Genomic DNA, 23,472 nt, shown 5'->3' with positions numbered 1-23,472 from the left:
GGTTTTTTTGTCGGTTTTTATAGTAGGATAGTAATAGTTTTCAATCTACTCTATTAGTACCGGAGGGCTAAAAATGCTGACAACCGCCCAACAAAAAGTGAAACAAGAACTGGAAGAATTGCAGGCGAATGCCCTATTTCACCATGAACCTGAACCCGCTCAGTCTAATCAACAGCGCTCTATGAAAAAGCGGGCCTATATAACTATTGGGATTTTTGCATTAATGATCATTATCACATTTTTAATGATAGAATTTTTGACTCCAACACATGAAAAAACCATTTCCTACTTAGCGATAGAGCAACAATATAATAGGCAAAGTGAGAAACTTCTTAGCGATTGTAAAGAGCTACATACAGCCGACATCGAAAATGCGAAAGCAGACCAGACTGCATTGCTGAAAAAAGTAAAGGCCCTTGAAACGCCTTCAAGCTTGCAGGATCATAAACATGATTTGCTTGATGTCATGAAACAGCGGCAGGACATCCTTACCTATCTCGCCTCAGCAAAAAATAGTAACTCACTTACGCTAAACAAAAAGTTAATCGAACTAAATATTAAGCAAGAGCTTGCATTAGATAGTTTAAGAAAAGCGTTTGATCGAGAGAAGATTAAGTACCTAATGCATGAGAATGGCACGATTCAATATTGGGTGAATGGTAATGTTTATGAGTACTAAAAAGAGGTTCCGTGTGGACGGAACCTTTTTTGTCATCATGATTCATTCGGCCGCTTGCGACAGTTCAACTGCTTCCAGTTGATTATTCAGTCGTCTATGGCTTAATTTTTCCATTGTTAAAAGGATCAAGTGGACTACCAAAACAGCGAGCGCAAATAGTTCGACGGCATAATCGATATAGTACCATGATAATGTGGCAGTGATATCGTAGAGTGCATGAACGAGGACCGTCACCCAAAGGTTTCGTGTCCATAATAGGATCAATCCAAATAGTAATCCCATGTTCGCAAAGGTAACGATGGCCCCAATGCGGATCGGCCATGGCTGCTCGGAATCTAGCGTGTGGTCGATCCCAAATAGGATCGAAGTGAGAAACAGCGCGCACATGAGGAAAATATCTGTTCGCCCGCTCTCCCATCGGCGCGGGAACACTTTTTTAAAGATGACAAGCAGGAGGATCATGTAGGCGAGCCGCCAAACCTCTTCCAAACCGGCAAGCGTGTCGGTATAGAGGTCATAGCCAATCGTATCGACTTTTTCAAAAAAGGACCAAATCGGTTTGGTTATGTGGTCGGCCTCGGCCCCATCATCCTCGCCTGCAGCCATCTGCATATCGGTATAGTCTTGTACGTATTGATCATAATTCGTGCTAAAATCCTGAAAGATATAAGTTGAATACATATTGATGATCGTACTGCCAAGAAAGAAGATCAGAAACACACCAGTGAATTGAAGGGTAAGCTGCCGCTTTGTTTTCGGATAGTCCACGGAATTCTTGAGCCGCCGGTGCAGCTTCCAGCCGATAAAAAAGGACGACACCATCATGGCATCATATAGGGTACCCGCCATATAGCTGTATCGGGTTAAATAGAGGAGGATTTCAGCCCCAATGGTCACGATGAGCATGGCAAAAAGCAGCTTTTTCGAAATCGGTTTCGTTAAGTTCGTTGTCATTCTCGTCTTCCGCCCCCCTTTACCAAAATAAAATAACCGCTAGGATTCCGAATCCATTTAATAAAAGCAGGAATAGAAAACAGCTAAGGGCCCACTTCCATTTTCTTTTCACAGATTTGTCTCCTTTAAATTTATTTATGGGTTCATTACACTAAAGCCATGTTTAGCGAACCTATTAAAAGATAATAATAGTAATAATTTAACATAGCTAAAGGTAAATATCACCAACATTTTGTTGCCATTTTCACTCATTTCCCAGGCGGCAAAGGTCGGACGATTTTGGTGATTTTTCAGCGTTAACTTACATATGCATGTACAAGATGTATCTGTATTTAATTTAGATAGGAGTTCAGAAAATGAAACGTCTTGGATCCATCATTCTTTCCATTTTTATCATCTTTGTTTTATCTGCTACAAATCCTGAACGTGCGGAATATATCGATTGGATTAATCACAAAACAATGGAGCAATCGTCAAACCTGATCAAAAAGGGGATCCTCTCGGTTGCCGGAAAATCCATCTTTGATGCCGGAACAACCAAATCTGATTATGTCGTATTCTCCATTTACAAAACGGACTTTACGGATGCAGGCATGGGAAAAGTGACGACCATTGGGATTTTCAATCAATTTATCCCACTTTCAAGTTTTGAAAAAGGCCAGTAGTGATTACTGGCCTTTTTCTATTATTCCACTTTTTCAACGTTCGTAATCTCTCCCGCCTGGATATCGTTAAATGCCTCTTTTATTTTTGTAAAATGATACGTTCCATCAGGGTCCGTTTCGTAATAAGCAAGTTCACCAGCACCCGAGCCGACTGGATTATCTATAACTAAAACCTGCTTCGCTTCCACGGTTAGATTGTCCGCATCCACATCAAGAATTTTCACCAGCGCACCGGAGCGGACTTCGTAGGCCAAATAATTATGCTTTCGCTCTTTCGATTTTGCCTCGATATAAATGACCGGATTGTTTGATGAAGTAAAGCTGCTATCAAAATCCAATTTCGTTACGGCCGGCGAGCCATCAAGGGTTCCCTCTGTAACTGCCAGCGCCTCTTTTCCCTTAAACTTGCCAAAATAGATTCCGCCGTCCTTGGAGATGGCTGCAATGACAATGTCTGCCCCCCATTTGTTCTTTGCGTTCACAAAGATCGGGAATTCCTTTGCAGGATAAAGACGCTTTAGGACGCGAATCGGTTCAAATTGATCCCAGGCGAGATTGGCATTTTTTATTAGCTCCTCTGTGTTTTCTAATGGTTTAAGAGCTTCATAGATGCTGATGGCATCCTCGTATTTGTTTCCGGCTGTGAGACTTTTCGCTTTTGCCAGTAATTCGGTTTTTGCTTTTTCGATAAACGGGATTACTTTGGCATCCTTCATATTCGATGCTAGGCTCCTAGTGGTGTTTGCCTGCTCACCAAATACTGCATATTCTTTCTTATCAATTGCCGATGTCAGGACTTTTACTAAATGGCTGTCGAGAGTGGTTTGAAGCAAGCCCGAATCAATGGCGAGCTTTGTCAGCATGGCAAATTGCCGATCCCCTTCTGTTACAATCTGGGCAACGGAAGCATTCTCCGTGGTCAAAATTTTAATTTTTGCCGCATAATATTGTTGGAAAGCGGTTTGGATCTCTTTTGTCTTTGCGGGATCATCGCCATAGTATTCAGCGGGGATCTTGTTTAGAATCGTAAAAACCTGTTCCTCCTCAGCATCCCCGTTAAGGGTATTTTTTTGTAATTTGGCAATCTGTGTCTTCTTATTTCTGGAAAAATAACCTGCAAAATCCTGATCAAGCTGGGTGAGCGCAAGCATCTCCGCATACATATCCTGTTGAAGACGTGAGCCTGACACCCATTTTTTCATCATTCCCTGCCAGCGGTTGTAGGTATCAATGAGCTGATCAAGGTTCTTTTCCTCCTGAACTGTAGCTGCCTCATCATCTAGGTCTTCCATCGTATCACGAATCGGTGAGAGAATCGCGAGCTTCCGGTTGATGTCCTGATTATGGTCTGTGACGGATAGATTTCGCTTTGCGGCAAGGAACTTCTTTTCTGCTGCGACTAAATGGCCGGATTGAACCATTCTTACCGCTTCCTCATAAGCGGCCATTTTTTCATGGGCCATGAAGATTTTACCGCCGGCAAGGACAATCAGGATCACAAGCAGCAGCAAGAAAAAGTTTCGCGACCGATTCACTTTTTTATAAACAGTTGATTTAAACATGACTAACGGACCTTTCTGTTTCAATCGTAAAACGCTTAAAAGCGGGATCGTAATAATACTTTTTCTCTACTAAGCGCATTGTCTTATCCTTAAGGCTTCCCCACTCCACTTCGGGATTGGCATGGATGATATTACACAGTCTAAGCACGCGTTCCTTTGGAAAATGGTCAAGAAATTCTTCAATAAATGTGGAAAACTCGAGAATGTACAGCTTCATTCGTAAAGCCGATCCGGCGACCGAAAGAAGCGAGTCCATCCCAAAGTCAATCACAATTGCATCACGATAGTGAATAAAGTAGGCGATACATTTTTTCGAAATGAGCGTGCGCTTGATTTTTAACACCTCTAGTGCATATTTCACAAAATCCCTATCATATGATGAAGGAATAAGTCCTTCAAGCTCAAGCTCCATGTCACTTCGTAGGGCAATTTCGTTTAGGACCATCACGCGGCGGATTTTCACGCGATCTGTTGAAATTAAATCACCAATTTCGCGAAGCTTTTCATCAGCCATGGCCAGTCTCTGCTCTTTGACATCGGCTTTGGCGAGGTCGCTGTCAAACTGAATGCCGGCTTGAATTTTACGAAAGTCAGTCCGAAGCAGCTTTTTTAATTGATGGAAATACTCACTTTTCATAAACATGGTGGTCAGGGCAATATAACAGAAACAGAAGATAAGGCCGGCGAATAAGGAATAATACATGGTTTTAATAGTGGGTGCGAATACAATTCCAAGGCAGGCAACTATTAATATTCGAATGGCTTCAGTTATTAACCGTTTTTTTAAAATTGATTTGACGAGACTTTCGATTCCCACAAGGTTCGTGCCGCATGTCGGGCACATTTCATCCTTTAAAATGGAATAACGATTGCATTTTTTGCACATCTTTAGCTTTTGAAAGCGATATTTCGTTCGTTTTTTCTTCGATAACTGGACTGCCTGCTTAGCCAATGGAATCACCCTCGTTTAACATGATGACTAATTCATCATCAATCTCTTCGAATTGGCCACTGCTGCGTTTATTTTTCAAAAGTTTATAGGTTTTCCAGAGAAGGATGAAAACTAGGATACTAGTAAATACGCTGACGTACATGCTACTCCCCCTGTTCGAAAGATTTTAATTTACATAAAATTACATACTTTTTCCAAAAACAGCTAGTTCATTAATATTATAATAGGAAAATTTTTATAATTCTAGGGATTATTCCTTGGGAATATAATAACAGCGATGGTAAAATAAGTTTACGCCGGGAGTTTTTTTGTAATATTTAGGCGAAAAAGGAAACTGCTAGTGGAGGTGCACATAGATGTTAAAAAAATGGATTAATAGTTTTATCGTGATTACGTTCTTATTCTGCAGCACTAGTTATTTCAGTGTACGCGCTGCAAGTCCGTTACATTCCACTTCCCGGATTGAAGGGATGCTTGTCGTGGATGTTAGTAATTCCATGAAAAGCAGCGATCCGAACAATATTAGCAATGAAGCGATGAAGATGTTTATAGATATGGCCTCCCTCAACGGTGATAAAATTGGGGCCATTGCTTACTCAGACGAGGTGATGCGGGAAAAGGCACTTGTCAAAATCCATTCGGAACAGGATAAGCAGGATCTGAAGGATTTCATTGACTCGGTGGAAAAATACACGTATACCGATTTATCCACCGGGGTAAAGGAAGCCGTTAAGGTATTGGACTCGAGTCATGAGAAGGATTACTTTCCGCTGATTGTCCTCTTAGCTGACGGGAATAATGAATTGGATCCGAAAAAGCCCAAAACCGCCGCACAGGCGGATGATGCCCTAAAGAAGGCCGTAGCAGATGCGAAGGCGAAAGGATATCCGATCTATACAATCGGCTTAAATGCCAATGGCAAACTGAACAAGGACGTGCTGTCGAATGTTGCGGTGAGCACGAACGGAAAATTCTTTGAAGCTGACTCTGCAGATAAGCTACCCGGTATTCTTAGCGAAATTTTTGCCAACCATTTAAAGTTAAAAATTGTCCCGGTGAACCAATTGGTAGGGAATGGTGACTTTCAGGATATCAATATAACGATACCAAATGAAAATGTGCTGGAGGCCAATATTTCGCTTATTTCAAGCCAGCAGGTTGAGGTCAAGCTCGTTGACCCTTCCGGCATAGAACTTGCGCTCCCTTCCGATCAGATTCTGCTGTCACGGTCAAAGACCTATTCGATGGTCAAGTTGCTGAAGCCGGTTCAGGGTGATTGGACATTGAAGGTCAAAGGGGTGCCGCAGGATAAAATCGATATCAATCTTGTTTTCAACTATGATTTACAGCTAAAGCTTGCGCCGCTTGCCAAGCAGAGCTACAAGGCGGGCGAAACGGTCCAGGTCGGAGCTATTTTTGAAGATAACGGCACTGCCATTACTGATAAAGAAATCTATAAAGCTATGAAAGGAACTGTTACTGTCAAAGACCTTGCCAAGGGGAAAACAGAGCAATTTCCCTTAACAGCCGGTGATCGAGGGTTTGCAGGTCAATTCAAGCTTGGAGATTCTACTAGTTATGAAGTAGTTGTGAGGGCGGAGGATAATAGCTTTTTCCGTGAGACTAAGCCGCAAAAGATTACCGTTAAAAATTCGGCGGCTGCACCTGTCGCTGCTAAACCTGTGGCTACTGAGGAAGACAAACCTTTCCCATGGCTATATGTCGTCGCCGGTGTGATTGGTGTCCTCCTGCTTGCAGCCCTTGCTTACATCCTAGCGGGGAAAATAAAGCAGGCTAGCCGCGGCTTTAGCGGTCAAATCGTTGTCGAGGTAAAGGATGAAGATACAGGAGAACGAACCAGCCCGCAATTCAAGAAATTAAAGAGCTTTAAAGGAAAGTTCCGGCTGCACCAGCTCTTGGCGCTTTCACCGGAGTTTGCAGAAACGGAAGGCTTGGTTTTCAAACCTGCCGCAGGTGACACGCTTTTAATCGTCAATAACTCCGACTGCACAATTGAAAAAGGCGGCCGCGCTATTGATGCTAAAAAAGGTCACGTTATAAAGCGGAACGACCGTTTGCGAGTCATTCCGAAAAAGGTTAATAAATCTATTTACGTTGAGTATATTGGATAGCTTGAAAAGGGTGACAGGCACCATTTGAATCCTTTCCACATTTTTTATCGTCTTTATATATATTAGGATTTTACAGCCCAGGGAGGAATTTTGCATGAAAGCTAGTGTGAGAGAGCATATTCAGCAGTTGGATGTTTCTTTAGGCGGGGGCATCATTTCGGAGAAGATCCGCGTTGATACAATTGATAATCCGATGTTGGTGATTGGTCTTGGCGGAACGGGGATTGACGCCCTGCTGCGTTTGAAATACCAAGTGAATCGCCGCTTCAAGCTGCCGCAAGACCCATTATCAAAAAAGAAAAAGGAAAAGCCGAATAACATTGAATTTTTAGCATTCGAAACGAATGAATATGACCGCAATAAAAAATACAAAGGCATTGGCCTTGACCCGAACAAAGAATTTGTCCTGCTTTCCAACCCGGAAATCGGCGGCCTGCTGCAAAATCGCAGTACCATTGAGCCGTACATAAAGGAATGGCTGTCACCTGAGCTGTTAATTACGGACGGTATCAGTGGGGCGTCAGGTGTCCGCCAGGCCGGCAGACTGCTGCTGTTTACAAAAATCAACCAGGTCGTCCAAACCATCGAAAGAAAAATTGAAGCCGTTCTCGAAGGGACAAATAAACGGCTCTATGTCTTCATCTTAACAGGACTTTCCGGCGGAACAGGCAGCGGTTGCTATCTCGATATTGCTTACATCACCCGCGGCATCATGGAGCGGAAATTCGGCTCAACCGGTGTTGATAAAGTCAGCATGCTTGGCTATTTGTTCACGCCTGATGTGAATTTGTCCAAACGAGGCTTAAGCTCGCACACCGTCGAATATATTGAGAAAAATGGCTATGCCGCCCTCAAGGAACTCGATTACTGGATGAATTGTGATGAACGAAATGAACGTTTCAAAATGAAATACGGCAGCCTCTTAGATGTCAACTCCCCCATGCCGCCGTTTAACCTCTGTCATTTGATATCAGGGACGAACCTTGAAGGAAAATGGCTCGAGAATGCTTATGATTACTGCATGAATGTCACCGCTGAGAATATCACCAACTTTATGGCCAATGAAGAAAAGAAATCCGGCGAAGAGTTTGCCATCCACGACTACATCAGCAACATCCGCACCAATATCGCCCAAATGCCGAAGCCATATGCCGCCAACTACCAATACAACATTATCGGCGCATCGATGGCAGAGATTCCGCTCGAAGAAATGACAACGTATATCGGCTATAAGCTGTTTGAAAAAATGAACAATATGTTTGCTGCCGGTCCTGATCAAACGGAAGTCGAACAATTTTTAGAAAAACTGCGCATTGATCCGGATTCAGTGCACCAGCGCTTTAACAAACGTGTGCCGGAACCATTATCCGGTTTTGAAAACAGTGACCGTTTCTCTTACAACAATGTGATAAAAACGTCCGTGGTCAATCTTGATGAAGAGTTGGACAGAGAATTTTTACTAAAAGCAAAGGATCAATACCGTAAATGTAAAAAGCAGCTGCCCGGGGAAATCATGGAGGAGTTCCGCCGCCACATTGAGCGCCTATTTCTTCATCCGCAAAAAGGACCCATTTTTGCATCGCGCTTGATCTACTCCAACGACGGCTTTTGCTTGCTAAAAACGCTGCAAGCCTATGTGGAAGGACTTCGCGATCGTTTAGAGCGCCTGCCAAAAGCCATTTCAACCGAGCAGGAGTATGCCCATAACAAACTAGAAGATGCTCGAAGCGCCTTTATTTCAAAGGAACGCAAAAAGAATGCCTATATTGAAGCCAAATTGAATGAATTTGACGCAAGGGCGGAAAAGGCAAGAACGGAAGAAATGATTGAATTTTACGAGGACTTATACCAGCTGTTAAATAACCAGAATAACAAGATTTATGTGGTATATAAAGAAATATTAGAAACACTGAGGGGAATTTTTGAAAAGAACGCCGATATCCTTGTCGATGGTGAGGAAGTAAACCGTGACCATGATGCCACCTATTATTGGCATCTTGTCAGCGTACCTGATGTGGCCCGCGAAATTCAGCGGATGTTTGATTCAAAGGACGGTGAATTATTGGTGCAGCAATGGTCGGAAATGCTTCTCGAAAAATCGGCCTATTGGGTGAAGGAAACCGATGTCGATGTCGTCGGCACCGTTTCTGAATTCCTGACCGACCAGTTTGGCGAATTGATTACAAAGTCGATGGAAGACTTTTTACGGTTAAAATATGGCGATGATCTGCCAATCGATAAGATTATTGAAGATAAGATTGCAGCACGCCTAGACCGTGATGCCCTGCCGGTGTTCCACCTTGCTAACAGCAACGGCCAGCTCCACTTCCCGCAATGGGGCTTTGTGTCAGTACCTGTGAAGGCACCAAATATTTTCAATGGAATTAAAAATTTCGAGCGCCATTCGCTGAGCCATTCCCGCTTCACGATTAAGGAAAGTGAGCTAAAGAATCGCATTTTCTGGTTGAATACGAAGAACGGGATTCCATTGTTTGCGTACTCGCCACTGTCCCTTTATGAGACCGCCTATGAAAAAACGATTTTAGAAAAAGAAGGTGTCGGCCGCCACCTTGTGCAAACGGCCAAGGAAAACTGGGCCTACCTCCCATCGCCGATTCCGGAAAAATCATGGGGCGATACGTATCAAAACGAACGTGTCAAACAATACAATTCCGGTGTACGTGCCCTATTTGATCAAGCCCTTGGCTATGGCTGTATCACCGAGAAGAATGACGACCAAAATACGAGTGCGAGATTCCAGTGCCATTTTACGACAGACATGAATATCGGGGTATTATTTGCGGCCCACGATGTCGATCCGAAGAAAATAGAGAAGGCGAGTCTTGGCAGCCTAAAACAAATACTACGTCAACTGCAGGAGATGTTTGCCGGCAGTATGGAGGTTGTTGGGTCAAGTGATATTTTTGGCAGCACGAATCTGGATTTGGCAAAAGAAAATTTCATCCGTTCCCCTAAGCTTATTGAAAAAGTGAAATTAGAGGTGCGGAAATACCGCTTCATTCAAGAAAAGATTACCGAGATTGAACAGGTACTTGCGTCTCAAAAAGACAAGGAGCTGACGATGAATCAGTTCATTCAAGCCGTTTATACCAGAACCATTAAGAAGCGCGGTGCCCTCTACGTTTACGACAAAGAGATTGAGGAAGATGCCTGGGAGCCGTTCGTGAACCTGATGAAAACGCCAAAGTTTGTTGATTATGAAATCTATCAAGCTTTTAAATCGTTAAATCCAAAACAGCTGGCCCAGCTTGAAAAGAAATCGGAGCGCCGCAGCATTGAGTTAATCAATCAAGAAAGTGCGGCACAGCTCATTTTCGCTTTAGAGGAAATGGCCGCCGCCTATCAAAAGGAAAAGGAAACCCTTGATTATGACTACAAAGATTTTGCCAACGGCGAGGAATTATATGAATTTTACAAAGAGATGATGATCAAGGTGCAGGAGATGCTGAGGCAGTTGAAATCGTAAAGGATGGACAGTCTAGGGGGAATCAGCTTTGAGAGAACTTTTACAAAAGTATGCCAACACCTTTTCAATCCAGCTAGAAAAAATAAGTCTATCGGAAAATGAACAGCGCAGTGTCAACCATCCGATTGTCTTTTTATTCCTTGGTGACATGGTGAAGGGTGCCTTAAAAGCGATCATGACTATTAATGAGGAAAAATGGCAAAACAGTTCGGGTGTCTTATATTTTCACGTCTATCAAGCAGACACGATTACGGGCGAAAACGTCCTATCCCTCCAGCTAACTGGAGGTGATCAAGACCGCAAGTCCCAGCGGAAAGAAACGTATGAGGCCTTTTATCGTGATGATAACAAACTAATCGAATTAAATAAAACCTTTCGCAGGCTTTCGTCGAAAATTGCTGAATATGGAAAGGACTATTCTTCGCTAAAGAAAGTAAATCTTTGTGTGGTGACAGCGATTGATGATTCGGCGAATATCCTTATTCAAGAATTTACATTGCTGTTAAAAAGTATCCTTCAAGAATCGTTTCGCTTAGTCGAGGTGGATTTATACGGATTGATGAAGGAAAAACAGGATGGTGAGAACTTTGCTCTCTCCACCTCCCTTGGGATTAGTTTTTTAACAGAACTGGATCACTATCAAACCGATGAATATACCTTTGCGAAGGAGCTCCAGCTGACAGAGGATCATCTAAGGCTAAATGTGAGCCACCCTCCTTCTCCGCTGTTCGACCTAGTGTATTTATTAAGCGATAAAAATGAAGATGGTTTGATTTCAAGTGATGCAGCCCATCAAAATATCGAAATCATCAGCAATCTCAATCTATTAAAAAATCGCAAGATGATTACCGATTATCATGAAAAAATGGACAGCTACAACCATCAGGACTTTAAAAGGGGCATTAAAGGAAATGCACGGCAGCCCGTTTATGCTTCTGCCGGCTTTTCAAAGGTGATCCGTCCCAATAAAGCGATTGCCCTCCATGCCGCACATCATTTTTTTAATGAGCTGCTGCTATCGTTAAAAGCTGCGGGGACACAAAAGCGGGAAAAAGTGCTCAGCCTATTCGGGCTGTCTGAGCAGCACTTTGAAAAACATTATCATCAATACCTTCCCCCAGTTGAAAAGATCGCCGATATGAGTGGATTGCTGGGTCTCTCCTCTTCCTATCAAACGGTAAAAAAAATGTCGGTAAGGGATGCTGAAGAGTATTTATATGAAGGTGGAACGCAAACGTTTTTTTTTAATAACTTTGAAGAGCCCATCCGTGAGCATTCGCAAGGACTGGACCTGAGAGACCGTATTGAACGCTGTCTCTACGAAAATATCATTAATCATGAACAATACGGGTTATTTTGTGGCTATTTATGGACCTCCGACACACCCGGAACTGAAATAAGCGTGTTGAACGAAATCGATACACTTGTGCGCGATACGAAAAATAAACGATTAGAAAAAGAAGCGCGGCTTGAACAGTACTATCAGCAATTGGTCGATCACGGTGATTTTAAAAAGAGCTACCTGCCTTTTTCAGACAAGAAAAACCTGAAAAGCTTCGTGCACTACTTTTTCGAAGCGATTTATGGGACAAAGTACGAAATTCTGAAGCTTAAGGTAAAACAAGCGATTTTGAAGCAATATCGAGCGGTGCTGGAGGAACATCACCATTATTTACGGAAAAAAATCGGGCTGATTGACCAGGTAGAATCCCTTCTGAAACAAACAGCAGCAGAAAGTCTGTATGATTCCGATGATGTTTTGGATAAAAATATTGCAGAATATTATGCTGGCACGCTCGCCAGGATCACGGCAAAGCTGAAGGAAAAACGGGGACCTCACTTCTTTTCCGATGAACGTTTTTTTGGTAACTTGCTTTCGCTGCTTGAAGATGGGAACGCCAAGACCCTCCTTGAACGACTGCTTCTTGTCTGCAATCGAGAGGTGCTGACCGAGGAAGAGTTCCACCTTAGTTTCGAGGATGAGCTGTTAGAGCGGGCCAATGTCATGACAGACTATGAAAACCTGGAGATTCTCTCTAAAGAGGATTTGTTTAAGCAATTATATCTTCGCTTGCACGAAAACTCTTGTGTTCAAATTGAAGTATTTAACTATACACAAGACCATCGCTATGAGGAAAAATACTTCTTTGGTGATTTCTACAGCAAATTCATGAAATTCGCCCTAGAAAAAGAATATGAAACAAGACAATGGAAGGTCGGCTGTGCCCATGAAAAGAAATCGAGCGGCATTGAAAAGCTCGCTCTTATGGGAGGTTTCCGGCTGATTGACCTCATGTACTATCGAAACGGTGAAAAATATTACAAGGCCTACACCGAAAATGGCTATGAATTTCACGCCAATATAGTGGAATCGCCCGTTTAGGAATAATTGGCCTGCGCCGCTAACTTTAAAGTCGTAAGGAGCATGGAACATGCCTGTCCGGAAATTTAGTATTCTCCTTTTTATTTTTAGTATTCTTGCCGGGTTCATCGGTGCTGTCATTGGTGAATGGCTGATTTCGTCCTATTATGGTGTATGGCCTAATATCCTGTTAATGGGCGTCTATTTTGCGCAATTGGGCTTTATTGCTGGGCTCTTCTGTCTAATTGCCGAGCTTATTAGCCCGATTATTAATGGGCGCAGTTGGCGCTTGGAATACTCCGGGCTATCATGGAAGGTGCTAATCCCTTCCACTTTCGTCCTGCTGTTTGCTGCCGGAGTTATTTTTCAATTTATCTATTCGCTAAATTTTTCAACGGTAAAACCGCCGGATGATATTGTTATAGTCATGGATATTTCCGACAGCATGAATAAAACGGACCCGAAACGCGAAAGCCTGAAGGCAGCCGCAAAGCTTATTAACAATATGAAGCCGAGCCACCGCGCCTCGGTGATTTCTTTTAACGAAAAAGCTACCATCACGAAATCGATGTTTACCATCAGCGATCAACATGAGAGCTTGGATGCCCGCGAGCAGATTAAGGGGTTGGAATATGGCGGGAGCACTGATATTGCCGGTGCTTTAGACACCGCTTTAAAGGAAATTGACGGCAATCACAAGCAAGGCCGTAAACCAATGGTGATTCTGTTCTCGGACGGCTATAGCGAGCTGGACATCACCACCGTTGTTCAACCGTATCAAGACCAAGAAATTATTATTAATACCATTGGGATGAGCAAAATTGACAAAAGCGGCGCCCGGCTCCTAAAATCAATTGCTTCAAGGACGGGCGGTTCCTTCCATGATGTCAAAAAAGCAAATGATTTAACGAATGTGTTTGAAAAAATTTACTTAGAAAACCAGGACCGACTGCTGATGACAGAGAGACATGGATTGTTCAAGGACAGTCTGTATCTTGCCATTTTGCATATTGTCTTGATTACCATAATCGGGGGATTGTTCGGTTTAGCTCTTGGGATTCTCTTTGATAACCGATATTTGGCAAAAAGCTACACCATAACCGGGCTAATTTCAGGTCTTTTAGCCGGAATTGTCCTCGAGGTTGGATTGCAAGGGTCCACCATCATGTCCGATTTTGCCTGCAGGATTGTCGCCGATATCCTATTAACGGCGTTGACCGGCCTTGGAACGATGATCATCCCGATTCGCGATAAATTTTCAGGAGGTATGGCGCGGCCATCCGCCGGATCTGATTTTTCCGTAAAAGGCACATCGGCCAAACGAGATCGCTTTAGTAAAGGATTTTAATAAAGATTGAGGGTGATTACTGGTGAACTGGGAACCCATTTCTTCCCCTAATCATGAAATAAGAGATGTGAACAAGACGGTAAGAGATACGGAAGTACATTTAAGCTGGTTCTGGTCCAAAGAGATTGACTTTGTATACATTTATAAGGCCTCTGCCGACAACATAAAGCCAATCAACGAAATCGACGAGCAGGAATTAAAGCTCTACACCCGCGAGGAATATAAAGTCAACCAAGGATATATCGGTAAATTGGATACCATCGGCCGCACTGCCTACCGCATCTTCCCGTGCCAAAAGCGGGACGGGAAGCTTACTGTTTTCAAGCAGGAAAATGAAAATAATCTCATTTATATCACGGGCTCAAGGGCGAAGATTTATTTTTCCATTGCTTATAAAAATAAACTCTTTCATTCTCGCAAAAAAGTAAAAATGGCGATCATGACCGAGCTTCCACTCGAAAAGGAGCTGCTCGTCTACGTCAAAAAAAGCGGCGGCGTGCCGATTTCGCTTGAGGACGGAACTGTCTATCCGTTTGTCCGCGACTTTCCAGCCGGGAAAACAGTAACGCCGGAAATTGAAATGGATAAAAATGAGTTTCTTCGCATCTTTTTTAGCAATGGGAAGAACGCAGCGCAAAATTACGAGTTAATTCCTGAATAGGGGTGCCATCCATGTTCGCATTATTAAAACGAATGTTTGAAAAAAAACAACCTGTCAAAGAAAGATTACCATTTTACGATATTGTCTGCCCGTACTGTTTTTCAAAATTTCACCATGAGGATGTCGTCTTCCGAGCCGCCCACCACCGCGATGATGATGAGACCCTTGCCCTGCAGGAAGACGAACTATTAAACAACTACCGGGGGAAATTCGGGCTTGCTCCGATTGATGAACTCGAGGCCATCGTTGATCCTTCGATGATTCCTGATGAAAACAAGATTTACTCTGACCGTATTCTAATGGGGGTATCCGATAAATACGCGGTGGTAACGCGAAATCGCCTGTGCCCTTCGTGTCATAATGACCTGCCGATCACGGCCGGCAAGCACCCAAGCAACATCGTTTCGATTGTTGGGGCAACAAGCGTGGGAAAATCGGTTTATATGACGTCCCTGATCCACACGCTTCAGCATATGACCGCCAATAATTTTGATGCCGCCTGTATTCCACTTGATAATGAGATTAGTAAGCGATTCCGGGTAAACTATGAAATTCCCCTATTTGAAAATGGAAGTCTATTACAATCGACCGAAAAATCGAATCGGCAGGAGCCGTTTATTTTCCAATTTATCTTTAAAGACGAAGACCAGGCGCCACTGACACTCGTATTCTTCGATGTGGCGGGCGAAGGAATGACCGATAAAGAATACCTTAAGCTCCATGCGGCCCATATCAAAAATTCCGCCGGCATTTTGTTCTTGGTTGATCCGATGCAAATCCGGGCGATACGTGAAAAGCTGATTCATCAAATGGGTGAAAACCCCGGTAAAATTGTTGGGCAAGGGGATGAGCCGCGTGAAGTGGTCATTTCACTCTTCGGTGATTTTATCGCCCATCTCGAAAATAGTAAAACGGATATCCCAACTGCGGTGGTGTTGACGAAGAGTGATCTCTTACATGCGTTAAAACACGATGACGGGGAATACATTCGTACGAACAGCAATGTCTTTCGGAATGTCACACATCGGGGCTGCCTCAATTTAGCTGAATACGAAAATATCAACGGAGAAATCAGGAGATTTTTAGCAAAGGTCGATACTCCGTTTGTGAATGCCCTTGATGTCTATTTTAAGGATACCTCCTACTTTGCCGTGTCCGCTCTCGGCAGCAACCCGATCGACCAGCAGGTCAGCGGGATTATTAGTCCAATCCGGGTCGATGAGCCGTTCATTTGGCTGCTTTATAAGCTGGGATATATCGAAGGGAGAAATGAGCAGTGAGCGTGAAAATTCAGCAGCAACTGTATACACGGGAACGCGGCGGAATTTTTCACACTACCGACGGATATGACACGATTGCTATTTCCGAAGGCCTCGATCAAGGCTTTGTGAAAAAATACTTACATCCGTTCTGTATGTATCATTCGCCAAAAACCTTAGCGGAACGCGGCGAAAAGGATGCCTCCCTCTACCCTGAGGCCGTGACGATGTTTCAGCCGGAAACCGGAGAACTTGTCATCGGTCAAGCTGTGTTTGTGCCCGCCGATTTTACGGGTTCGCGCAGTACATATTTTATGCATAACTACATTATTCCTGGTGCCCGTAAGGATGAGTGGATCAAGCACCCGGAGAAGCTGTTTCAGATGAACGATTTTCAAACATCCTATGATTTGGTGTCAGGGAAAGTTCTGCCTGAGCGAGAGGCTGTAGGGTATAAAGATAGTGACATTCTTACGATTAAAAGTGACCTGCTGGGCGCGTTGGGGATTACAGAGGAGAATTTTAAACAGCTGTTATTTGCGGTCATGTCCTCCATTGCCGGTAAGAAAAAGGTTTTTATTTCGCTGAACGTACCCATCCAGGATTATACAAACTATGCTTTGGAACTGCTTGAACTGCTTTATCTTTTTCTGCCCTATGCGCACCGTCGCCGGTTGGGGGCAATGACCTTTACAAGTGAACCCGAAAGCAAAAATTATATCCATGTCACGTTTTTTGAGCCGGGAAGGTTAAATATCGGCGATCGGGCAATCGAAAAACAATACATTTTTGATTTTGCCGGCAACAGAATTTATGGGGTGGATCTAGCCGGACAGCAGCATGAGTATCTGGACTTGGCCCTACACCATTTCCATCATTCTGAGCGGATGGATGACTTTTTTGAGTTCGCTGAAATGGCACTGGCCGGTTTACCTGAAGCGCCAAAGCTGGATGTAGCGAGCTATTACCAGTTGACCGACATGTATCTGGCAACCCGGTTTAACGATCTCTCTTTGTATGAAAAAAATAAAGCCGGCTTTTTACATAGTCTGCTGAAATTTTTACAGGTGAATAGTGACAAAAAACCGGATTTGACTAGGCTGTTTGTGGAGCTTTTGCGACAGGAAAAAGTTGCCGCAGACAAGGCCACAGCCCTCGATTATCTCCATGCCGTTGTTTCCATTAATGCCTTTGTGCGGTCTGATGAACCGCTTTTCTTTATCCTTGAGACACTTATGTATTACAAAAATGACCCGCTTTTCAAGCAATTATGGAAAACAATCGAACAGGACTTGGCTACCCATGAGGCACTTGTTATGTTTATGAACGAGCATGCAGACTATGAAGACATTTTTGAGCTGTATCTGAATGAGCGATTCAAACCACTCGTTCTTCTGGAGGATCTCCTAAACGAATTAAAAGCAATCGCGGGAACTCCATATCTAATAGGGATTGAAAAGTTTAAGTCGGTTGTCAGAAAAAAGATCTCTGCTGCTATCAGTTCCGAGGGTAACCCTTTTAAGGCCGTCATGACAGTGAAGAATTTTCGCCTCGACCGGCCCAGCGCCGCGTTTGACAAGCTTAAACAGGAGTTGCTGGCACATGCGAAGCTGAGCTTATTACGTTCGATTCGATTGCAAAATCTCACATTACCTGATATTACAGCATTCGGGGACATTTTCACAAAGGAACTTAACGTAAAGGATTTGAAGGATGTAAAGGCAAAGGAAAATTATCTGATCACCAATGCCTTATACGAGCTAATTAGCTATCCATCTCAAGCCGGTTTGGTCAACTTAAAATCGTTAACTGTTGCTGCCCGCGAACAACTTAGAGAGATTCTGCTAAGGTTATTGCGAAACAATCCCTTACCGGAACAATTTCCGCTGCTGTTGACCGTCTTTGAAACGGAGTTTGATGGCGTTGATTATCAAGGTGTGTTGGATTACTTGATCAAATATAGTGACGACAAAACGCTGCTGTCCTTTCTTAGGGGAAATGCTCGACTCGTTGAAATTGATTTTGGCTACAGGAGGTCATTAAGAAAATATCTTATTAGCCATCCAAGATCAATTTGGAAAAATAAAACACTGCGGAAAGAACTGCAGTTCATCAAAAACTACAGCTTTCAAAAATTATTGAAGGAAGTAGAAACGGAAACAGCCAGCCCTGTGGTGAAATTTTTCAAAAAGAATGGGCTGAAACTGGGTTTGGCCTTGGTCATCCTCGGCGGCGTCGGCGGTGGGACCTGGTTTACGTTAGACTTAGTGTTTGGCGGCGATACACCTGTTCCGAAGACGGAAAAAACAGCGGCAGGTGCAAGGCCTGACAAATCAACTCCAAACGAGGATAAGAAAGAAGGTAGTGTTGTTTCCTTAGAGCTATTTACCAAAGCAGATCCGGAAAAGGCGGATCAGGCAGCGATTCTGAATCTGAACAGTAAGCATGTAAAAAGCATTATTGGACAAGCTCAAGGGGCAGCATTAACAGATATCAACGGCCATGTCTTTCAGATCGATTTTATACCACAATCAGGAGCCGTCCCGTTTGATCAAAATGGGGTCTTGAAAATGGGGTACACACTTTATGGGACAGAATATGATTTTGATGCAGCGGATGATTCTTTTGAAGTGGTATTATTTGCAAAAGCTCTTCAACCGGCAGAATCATATCTCTTTGTTTATTCGCTTAAAACGAACAATACGATTGATAGAATCATGCCCATTCTTACCATGAATGGAGTCTCCAATGTAAAGTTAGATGATAAAAAGCTTACACTACAATCGGGCGACAAGGAGATCATCAAAGAATACAAGAAGGAGACTACCACTTTCTCCGACCCTGAAAATTAAATCTAGGAATTTTAATAGAGCAAAATATATAGATCAACAAAAGCGGTGGACTATAAATCCACCGCTTTTTATTATCCTATTTGTCTTCTTCCACTTTTCTTCTTCTGATGAGGACGACTCCGCCTGCTGTTAGGAGAAGGAGGCTGGAGGCGAGGGTTCCGGCGAAGAGTGGTTTGTTTTCGTAAATTTTAACGAGTGCACTCTTTTCGACAATTTCAAATGGTATCGTTGAGGCGATTTCATTCCCCGCTTTATCAGCTGCGACTACTGTAATTTTGTACGGTTTGATTTCCTTCAGTGTTGTTTTGATGACTTGGGCACCATTTCTCGTAACCGCATCACCAGTAAATGGCTCGCCATTAACAGTGATTGATTTAATCGTATCCTCTTGGTGGTCAAGACGGATTCCGACTGTCACCGCTTCGTAGTACTTCTTATCTCTCTTAACACCCTCGTAGATCACCTTTGGCTTTGTCTTATCGATAATAAATTCAACACTCATCTGCTTAATATTCCCTGCCATATCCTTGACCTCTAAGAAAAGGACATGCTTCCCTTCCGTTTCAATCGGTGTTCCGATTGTATATGGCTCACCATCCAAAGTAAGGGAAATGATATCATATTCACTGTTCTCATCAATCACAAAGTCAGGAATAATGTTCTTATTAAAATACTGATCGTTAATCGGCTCTTTCAGCTTAATGGTAATGACTGGGGCCGTTTTATCAATTGTAAAAACAACGGTTCTCGCATGAACATTTTTCGCCTTATCGATAATGTTCGCTTTTAACACGTAATCCTGTTCGTTTTCAAGTATTTGGCCCTTTTTAAAAGTCTTACCATTAAGGGTCACCGTTGAATTGTCCCTATCTAAATAAAGATCATCAAAATCTACCGTTGGCGCTACATTCTTATTAAAGAAGTGATCCCATACCCCTGTAATCTTTAGTGTTGGTCTTGTCGTATCTAAAATGAAGCTTACATCTAACGTTGCTTCGTTTCCGGCCTTATCCTTGGCAGCCACATGGTAGCGGTATTCCATTTCGGTCGCCGCGATCGGAATATGATTCTTAATGTCCGCTCCGCCATTAAGCGAAACAGACACAATCATATCCTCAGGTTGATCGAGCACAAATTGCGGTGTGAAAATCTTATTCATAAACTGGCCGTCTTGTATGACCGTTTTTTCCCCCTTGATCTTCGGCGTAATCATGGGTTTTGTTTTATCAATCGTAAAGGTCACCTTACGGCTAAAGCTGTTGCCGGCTTGGTCAATCGCTTCGACAACGACTTCGTACTTACCTTCCTTGCTAAAGGTATGGCTGAGCGCGGCCGTTTCACCGTTAACCTGGAAACTTCCGGCATTGTAGCTGCTGCCATCTTTTGTTACTTTAATCGTATTCTGCTTAAGGTTTTTGTCCTTAATGGTCACATCCACTTGCTTATCGGTATTATAATAGGCATTATTTTCAACACCCTTAATATCAATAGAAGGCTTTGTTTGGTCAATCGTAAAGCCAAATGGCGGAATCACCGAACGGTTCCCGGCTTTATCCGTCAAGCCTAGAGAAATTGTATATTTTCCGTCCTCTGCCAGAGCTTTTATCATTTGTGACTTTACTAAAAGATATGGATTTACCTTTGTTTCCTCATAAACCTTCCTCCACTCACCAAGCGAAATGGCTTTGCCATCCTTTGTTACCGCAAGCTCAATATCTCTTGCTGAAAAATTCCGATCCTCAACCGCAAAAGACACTTGTTTCCCCTCAGCGTAATAGCGGTAATTACTTGCGCTTGTATCAACACCTGTAATCGTTAAACGCGGCGGAGTTTTGTCGAGGATGAACTCCCGTTTTTCCTGTACACTCGCATTGCCTGCTTTATCGGTGGATGCGAGGATAACGAAATAATCCCCATCCTCAGTGAATGTATATGCCCCCACACCGGTATCCTTCGTCCCTGCCAACAATTGGAGCTGGCCGGCTTTTGAAAAAATAGACCCATCCTTCCAAACGGATAAATCATTGTCCGTTAATTGCAGGTTTGTGTCGCTGATTTTAAACTGAAAGTCGGTATTTTTATTAAAATAACGCTTAGCCGAAAAAGACGGGTCAATGGATACGACTGGGACAGTGTGATCAATCGTAAACAGTATCGATTTTTGCTCTGCTGCGTTTCCTGCTTTGTCCTTGGCATCAATGATAATTTGATAATCGCCCTCATTCTGATCTTCCTGGGCAAAAAGGATTGTATAGAAAGAACTTGCCGGACTTTGTGTCCATGTTCCTGTTATCGAATCCGCCGGTACAAAGTCTTCACCGTCTTTCTTTCTAATATCAATGCTGACATCCTTTGGATCAAAGTTTTCCTGTGGTTCATTGATGATAATCGACACGGTTCCCTTTTGACCATAATGGCTTCCATTAAAGTCAGCACTTAAGTCAGTATTCACTACTGGTGCAGTGGCATCAATCGTAAATTCTACTGTTTTCACCACTTCATGCCCGGCCGCATCCTTGACTGTAACCGTGACACGGTATTTCCCATCATAGCTGTTGTTCATCGTCTCGCTATTTCCGAACGGCAGCGCTATTGTAGAGGTTTCCCCGGTATTTTCCCATTTCGCAAACCGATCATCGGCGAAATCAGCATACTGTCCATTACCATCCCGTTTTTCTACCTTATAGGTAACATGATTGGTCTGATAATTTTTTTCTATCACTTCGATGGTGACCGTGCCACTTTTTACAAATGCAGCAGGATCAATCCCTGTTAGCGACACTTCCGGAGCCTTTGTGTCAACAACGAAGGCTAGCGGCCCGATGGACTGGCTATGTTCCAAACCGTCAATCGAACTGAAGGAAAGTTCATAATCTCCGTCAGCTAATGGTGTATCCTGCTTCAATGTGGCAATGGTCCGTGATTCGTCCATTTTCAATGGCATATTTTTTTGATTTAACGTCAGTGCTGTTTTACTTAAATCCAACGTTAAATCAGCAGCCTTTACTGAAAAACTTCCGTTATCAACAACCTGCTTATCCATTAATGCCTTGCCGCCTACTGTGACATCAAGCACCGGCTTTTGGCTGTCGATAGTGAAAAGCACCTTCTGATTGGCCGTATTGCCGGCAATGTCGCCTGTCGCAATTGTCAATTCATAAAGGCCGTCCTCAAACTCTTGCTTAAATGAGGCCGTCTTGTTGTCGGCAGAAAAGGTTGGCGTCAAGGTGATGGCTTCCGTTTTGCCGCCAATTGATTTTTTCGTCATTGTCATTACAGTGGCTTCTGTGTTTAATTGCTGGTCTTCCGTTAGGCTGATTTCAACTGTTTTCTTTTCATTATACTTTTGTTGATTTTCTACACCTAAAACGGAAATGACCGGTTTACTTTTATCAATCGTAAAGGACAATGGATACGTAAACTCTTTTCCTTGGTTATCGGTGATCGTTGCCGTTCCTTCGTAATGCCCTTCCTCGCTCACCGTAAGGAAGGCGGTTCTTTTTAAAAAGCCGATTAACTTGGGGGTAAAATCGACGACATGATCAAACCTTTCACCATTATGTGTCCTCACTAGGTTTGCTTGTGCTTTCGTTATTCTTCCATCATCCTCAAACTTAATCATTACATCATCATGATAGAATCCATCAGACTCAAAACCGGACATTTTCGGTTCGTCCTTATTGATGGTGAAAGAAACATTATCTTTGTTGCTTTCATTTCCAGCTTTGTCGCGGAGGAATGCCGTTACATCGTATTTACCGGACTGCGGGAATTCCACATGTCCCAAGCGTTCATTTTCTTTATCCCAATTGATTTCTACCGGCTTCCCCTCTCCCTCTTCGTCCAGAACAACGAGGACGGATACATCCTTTTGGGAAAAATTCTTTTCTTCCACTTCTAGATTTAAAACGACAAGACCGTCCTTTTCGGTGTAAATGGATTGATTGATCCCGGAAAGCCTGATTTTCGGCTTGACGGTATCTCTTTCAATTCTAAATGCGGCCGGTTTCGCCGTGAAACCCCATGAATTTTCTGCGAAATCAACAGTCACATCTAACCCGCTGTCACTCTTGGATGGCAATGTGATCTCGACTTTATATTCGCCATGAAAAACAGCCGCATTATCGAGAACTTTGCTTACCTTAATGGTGTTTGCCGCTTTCCCACCGTAGGATGCTGCGACAGAAAATGGCTGTTCCACATCGGTCGGTACCACCGGAGCCGGTTCTTCTGTTTCAGCTTCTTTAGGCTTCTCAAGCGAGCTGAGGAAATTTTGATAATCCTCTTTCAGGTCGACCGAAAAAGTAACAGTATCATTTTGGTTCGTATACCATTCCGGCTTCGGTTCTTTGTCTATGTCCCACGTTTTTTCATTAAATTTGATCGATCTGCTCGTATCATTTTGTGATAATACATGGTTTGTAAAAATAAAGGCTAAGATGAGCAGGAAGATGGTAAGGCTAGTCCATACTAGCCATTTATTATATTTGTAGCTTTTATTGATTAGTTCTCCCATCCCAAAAATCTCCTTTTATCCCGTATTAACGGGGGGGTTATGA

Annotated in this window: 14 protein-coding genes; 9 read left to right on the top strand and 5 right to left on the bottom strand. The window is 43.2% G+C overall.

Annotated features, from left to right (window positions below):
• Positions 1-73 precede the first annotated feature (73 nt).
• On the top strand, positions 74-679 hold the full coding sequence (locus tag ACIQXV_RS26215) for a hypothetical protein (protein WP_402964181.1): 606 nt from the start codon (positions 74-76) through the stop codon (positions 677-679).
• Between the two features lie 42 nt (positions 680-721).
• On the opposite strand, the gene ACIQXV_RS26210 is transcribed toward ACIQXV_RS26215, so the two are convergent.
• A complete protein-coding gene (locus ACIQXV_RS26210) occupies positions 722-1,633 on the bottom strand; it encodes a CPBP family intramembrane glutamic endopeptidase (protein WP_402964178.1) in 912 nt (303 codons plus the stop codon).
• Between the two features lie 356 nt (positions 1,634-1,989).
• Between ACIQXV_RS26210 and ACIQXV_RS26205 the strand changes: the two genes are divergently transcribed.
• Positions 1,990-2,298: a DUF4359 domain-containing protein gene (locus ACIQXV_RS26205; RefSeq protein WP_402964175.1), complete on the top strand. Its 309-nt coding sequence runs from the start codon at positions 1,990-1,992 to the stop codon at positions 2,296-2,298.
• Positions 2,299-2,318: 20 nt separating this feature from the next.
• On the opposite strand, the gene ACIQXV_RS26200 is transcribed toward ACIQXV_RS26205, so the two are convergent.
• The 3 genes from ACIQXV_RS26200 to ACIQXV_RS26190 are packed head-to-tail and all read right to left on the bottom strand — an operon-like array spanning position 2,319 to position 4,954.
• The gene (locus ACIQXV_RS26200) at positions 2,319-3,884 is read right to left on the bottom strand and encodes a hypothetical protein (RefSeq protein WP_402964172.1); all 1,566 of its coding nucleotides are present in this window, start codon (positions 3,882-3,884) and stop codon (positions 2,319-2,321) included.
• Entirely contained in the window at positions 3,853-4,812 is a 960-nt protein-coding gene (locus ACIQXV_RS26195; protein WP_402964169.1) for a hypothetical protein, read from the bottom strand. Before ACIQXV_RS26195 ends, ACIQXV_RS26200 begins: the two co-directional genes overlap by 32 nt.
• A complete protein-coding gene (locus tag ACIQXV_RS26190) occupies positions 4,805-4,954 on the bottom strand; it encodes a hypothetical protein (RefSeq protein WP_402964166.1) in 150 nt (49 codons plus the stop codon). Before ACIQXV_RS26190 ends, ACIQXV_RS26195 begins: the two co-directional genes overlap by 8 nt.
• Positions 4,955-5,168: 214 nt before the next feature.
• Here ACIQXV_RS26190 and ACIQXV_RS26185 point away from each other — a divergent pair, with 214 nt between their 5' ends.
• From ACIQXV_RS26185 to ACIQXV_RS26155, 7 genes are all read left to right on the top strand, one after another.
• A complete protein-coding gene (locus ACIQXV_RS26185) occupies positions 5,169-6,944 on the top strand; it encodes a VWA domain-containing protein (RefSeq protein ID WP_402964163.1) in 1,776 nt (591 codons plus the stop codon).
• A 94-nt stretch (positions 6,945-7,038) separates the two neighbouring features.
• The gene (locus ACIQXV_RS26180; protein ID WP_402964160.1) at positions 7,039-10,431 is read left to right on the top strand and encodes a tubulin-like doman-containing protein; all 3,393 of its coding nucleotides are present in this window, start codon (positions 7,039-7,041) and stop codon (positions 10,429-10,431) included.
• Between the two features lie 28 nt (positions 10,432-10,459).
• A complete protein-coding gene (locus ACIQXV_RS26175) occupies positions 10,460-12,814 on the top strand; it encodes a hypothetical protein (RefSeq protein ID WP_402964157.1) in 2,355 nt (784 codons plus the stop codon).
• Positions 12,815-12,863: 49 nt separating this feature from the next.
• The gene (locus ACIQXV_RS26170) at positions 12,864-14,141 is read left to right on the top strand and encodes a vWA domain-containing protein (RefSeq protein WP_402964154.1); all 1,278 of its coding nucleotides are present in this window, start codon (positions 12,864-12,866) and stop codon (positions 14,139-14,141) included.
• Positions 14,142-14,163: 22 nt separating this feature from the next.
• Positions 14,164-14,802, top strand: coding sequence for a beta-mannanase (locus ACIQXV_RS26165; RefSeq protein ID WP_402964151.1), 639 nt, complete (start codon positions 14,164-14,166; stop codon positions 14,800-14,802).
• 11 nt (positions 14,803-14,813) lie between these two features.
• Positions 14,814-16,082, top strand: coding sequence for a TRAFAC clade GTPase domain-containing protein (locus tag ACIQXV_RS26160; protein ID WP_402964148.1), 1,269 nt, complete (start codon positions 14,814-14,816; stop codon positions 16,080-16,082).
• On the top strand, positions 16,079-18,913 hold the full coding sequence (locus ACIQXV_RS26155; protein ID WP_402964145.1) for a GAP1-N2 domain-containing protein: 2,835 nt from the start codon (positions 16,079-16,081) through the stop codon (positions 18,911-18,913). The genes ACIQXV_RS26160 and ACIQXV_RS26155 overlap by 4 nt, the downstream gene beginning before the upstream one ends.
• Positions 18,914-18,989: 76 nt before the next feature.
• Here the strand turns inward: ACIQXV_RS26155 and ACIQXV_RS26150 are convergent, their stop codons facing one another.
• A complete protein-coding gene (locus tag ACIQXV_RS26150) occupies positions 18,990-23,429 on the bottom strand; it encodes an Ig-like domain-containing protein (RefSeq protein ID WP_402964142.1) in 4,440 nt (1,479 codons plus the stop codon).
• Between the last annotated feature and the right edge of the window lie 43 nt (positions 23,430-23,472).

Source organism: Neobacillus sp. NPDC097160 (assembly GCF_044762155.1).
Taxonomy (GTDB): domain Bacteria; phylum Bacillota; class Bacilli; order Bacillales; family Cytobacillaceae; genus Neobacillus.
Note: the sequence above shows the minus strand (reverse complement) of the source record. Positions and strands in the feature narration are given on the sequence as shown.

Bases quoted from the DNA above. Each gene is read 5' to 3' on its own strand.
- ACIQXV_RS26205 (WP_402964175.1), top strand. From the start codon at position 1,990: ATGAAACGTCTTGGATCCATCATTCTTTCCATTTTTATCATCTTTGTT.
- ACIQXV_RS26160 (WP_402964148.1), top strand. From the start codon at position 14,814: ATGTTCGCATTATTAAAACGAATGTTTGAAAAAAAACAACCTGTCAAA.
- ACIQXV_RS26210 (WP_402964178.1), bottom strand. From the start codon at position 1,633: ATGACAACGAACTTAACGAAACCGATTTCGAAAAAGCTGCTTTTTGCC.
- ACIQXV_RS26185 (WP_402964163.1), top strand. From the start codon at position 5,169: ATGTTAAAAAAATGGATTAATAGTTTTATCGTGATTACGTTCTTATTC.
- ACIQXV_RS26170 (WP_402964154.1), top strand. From the start codon at position 12,864: ATGCCTGTCCGGAAATTTAGTATTCTCCTTTTTATTTTTAGTATTCTT.
- ACIQXV_RS26215 (WP_402964181.1), top strand. From the start codon at position 74: ATGCTGACAACCGCCCAACAAAAAGTGAAACAAGAACTGGAAGAATTG.
- ACIQXV_RS26150 (WP_402964142.1), bottom strand. From the start codon at position 23,429: ATGGGAGAACTAATCAATAAAAGCTACAAATATAATAAATGGCTAGTA.
- ACIQXV_RS26190 (WP_402964166.1), bottom strand. From the start codon at position 4,954: ATGTACGTCAGCGTATTTACTAGTATCCTAGTTTTCATCCTTCTCTGG.
- ACIQXV_RS26180 (WP_402964160.1), top strand. From the start codon at position 7,039: ATGAAAGCTAGTGTGAGAGAGCATATTCAGCAGTTGGATGTTTCTTTA.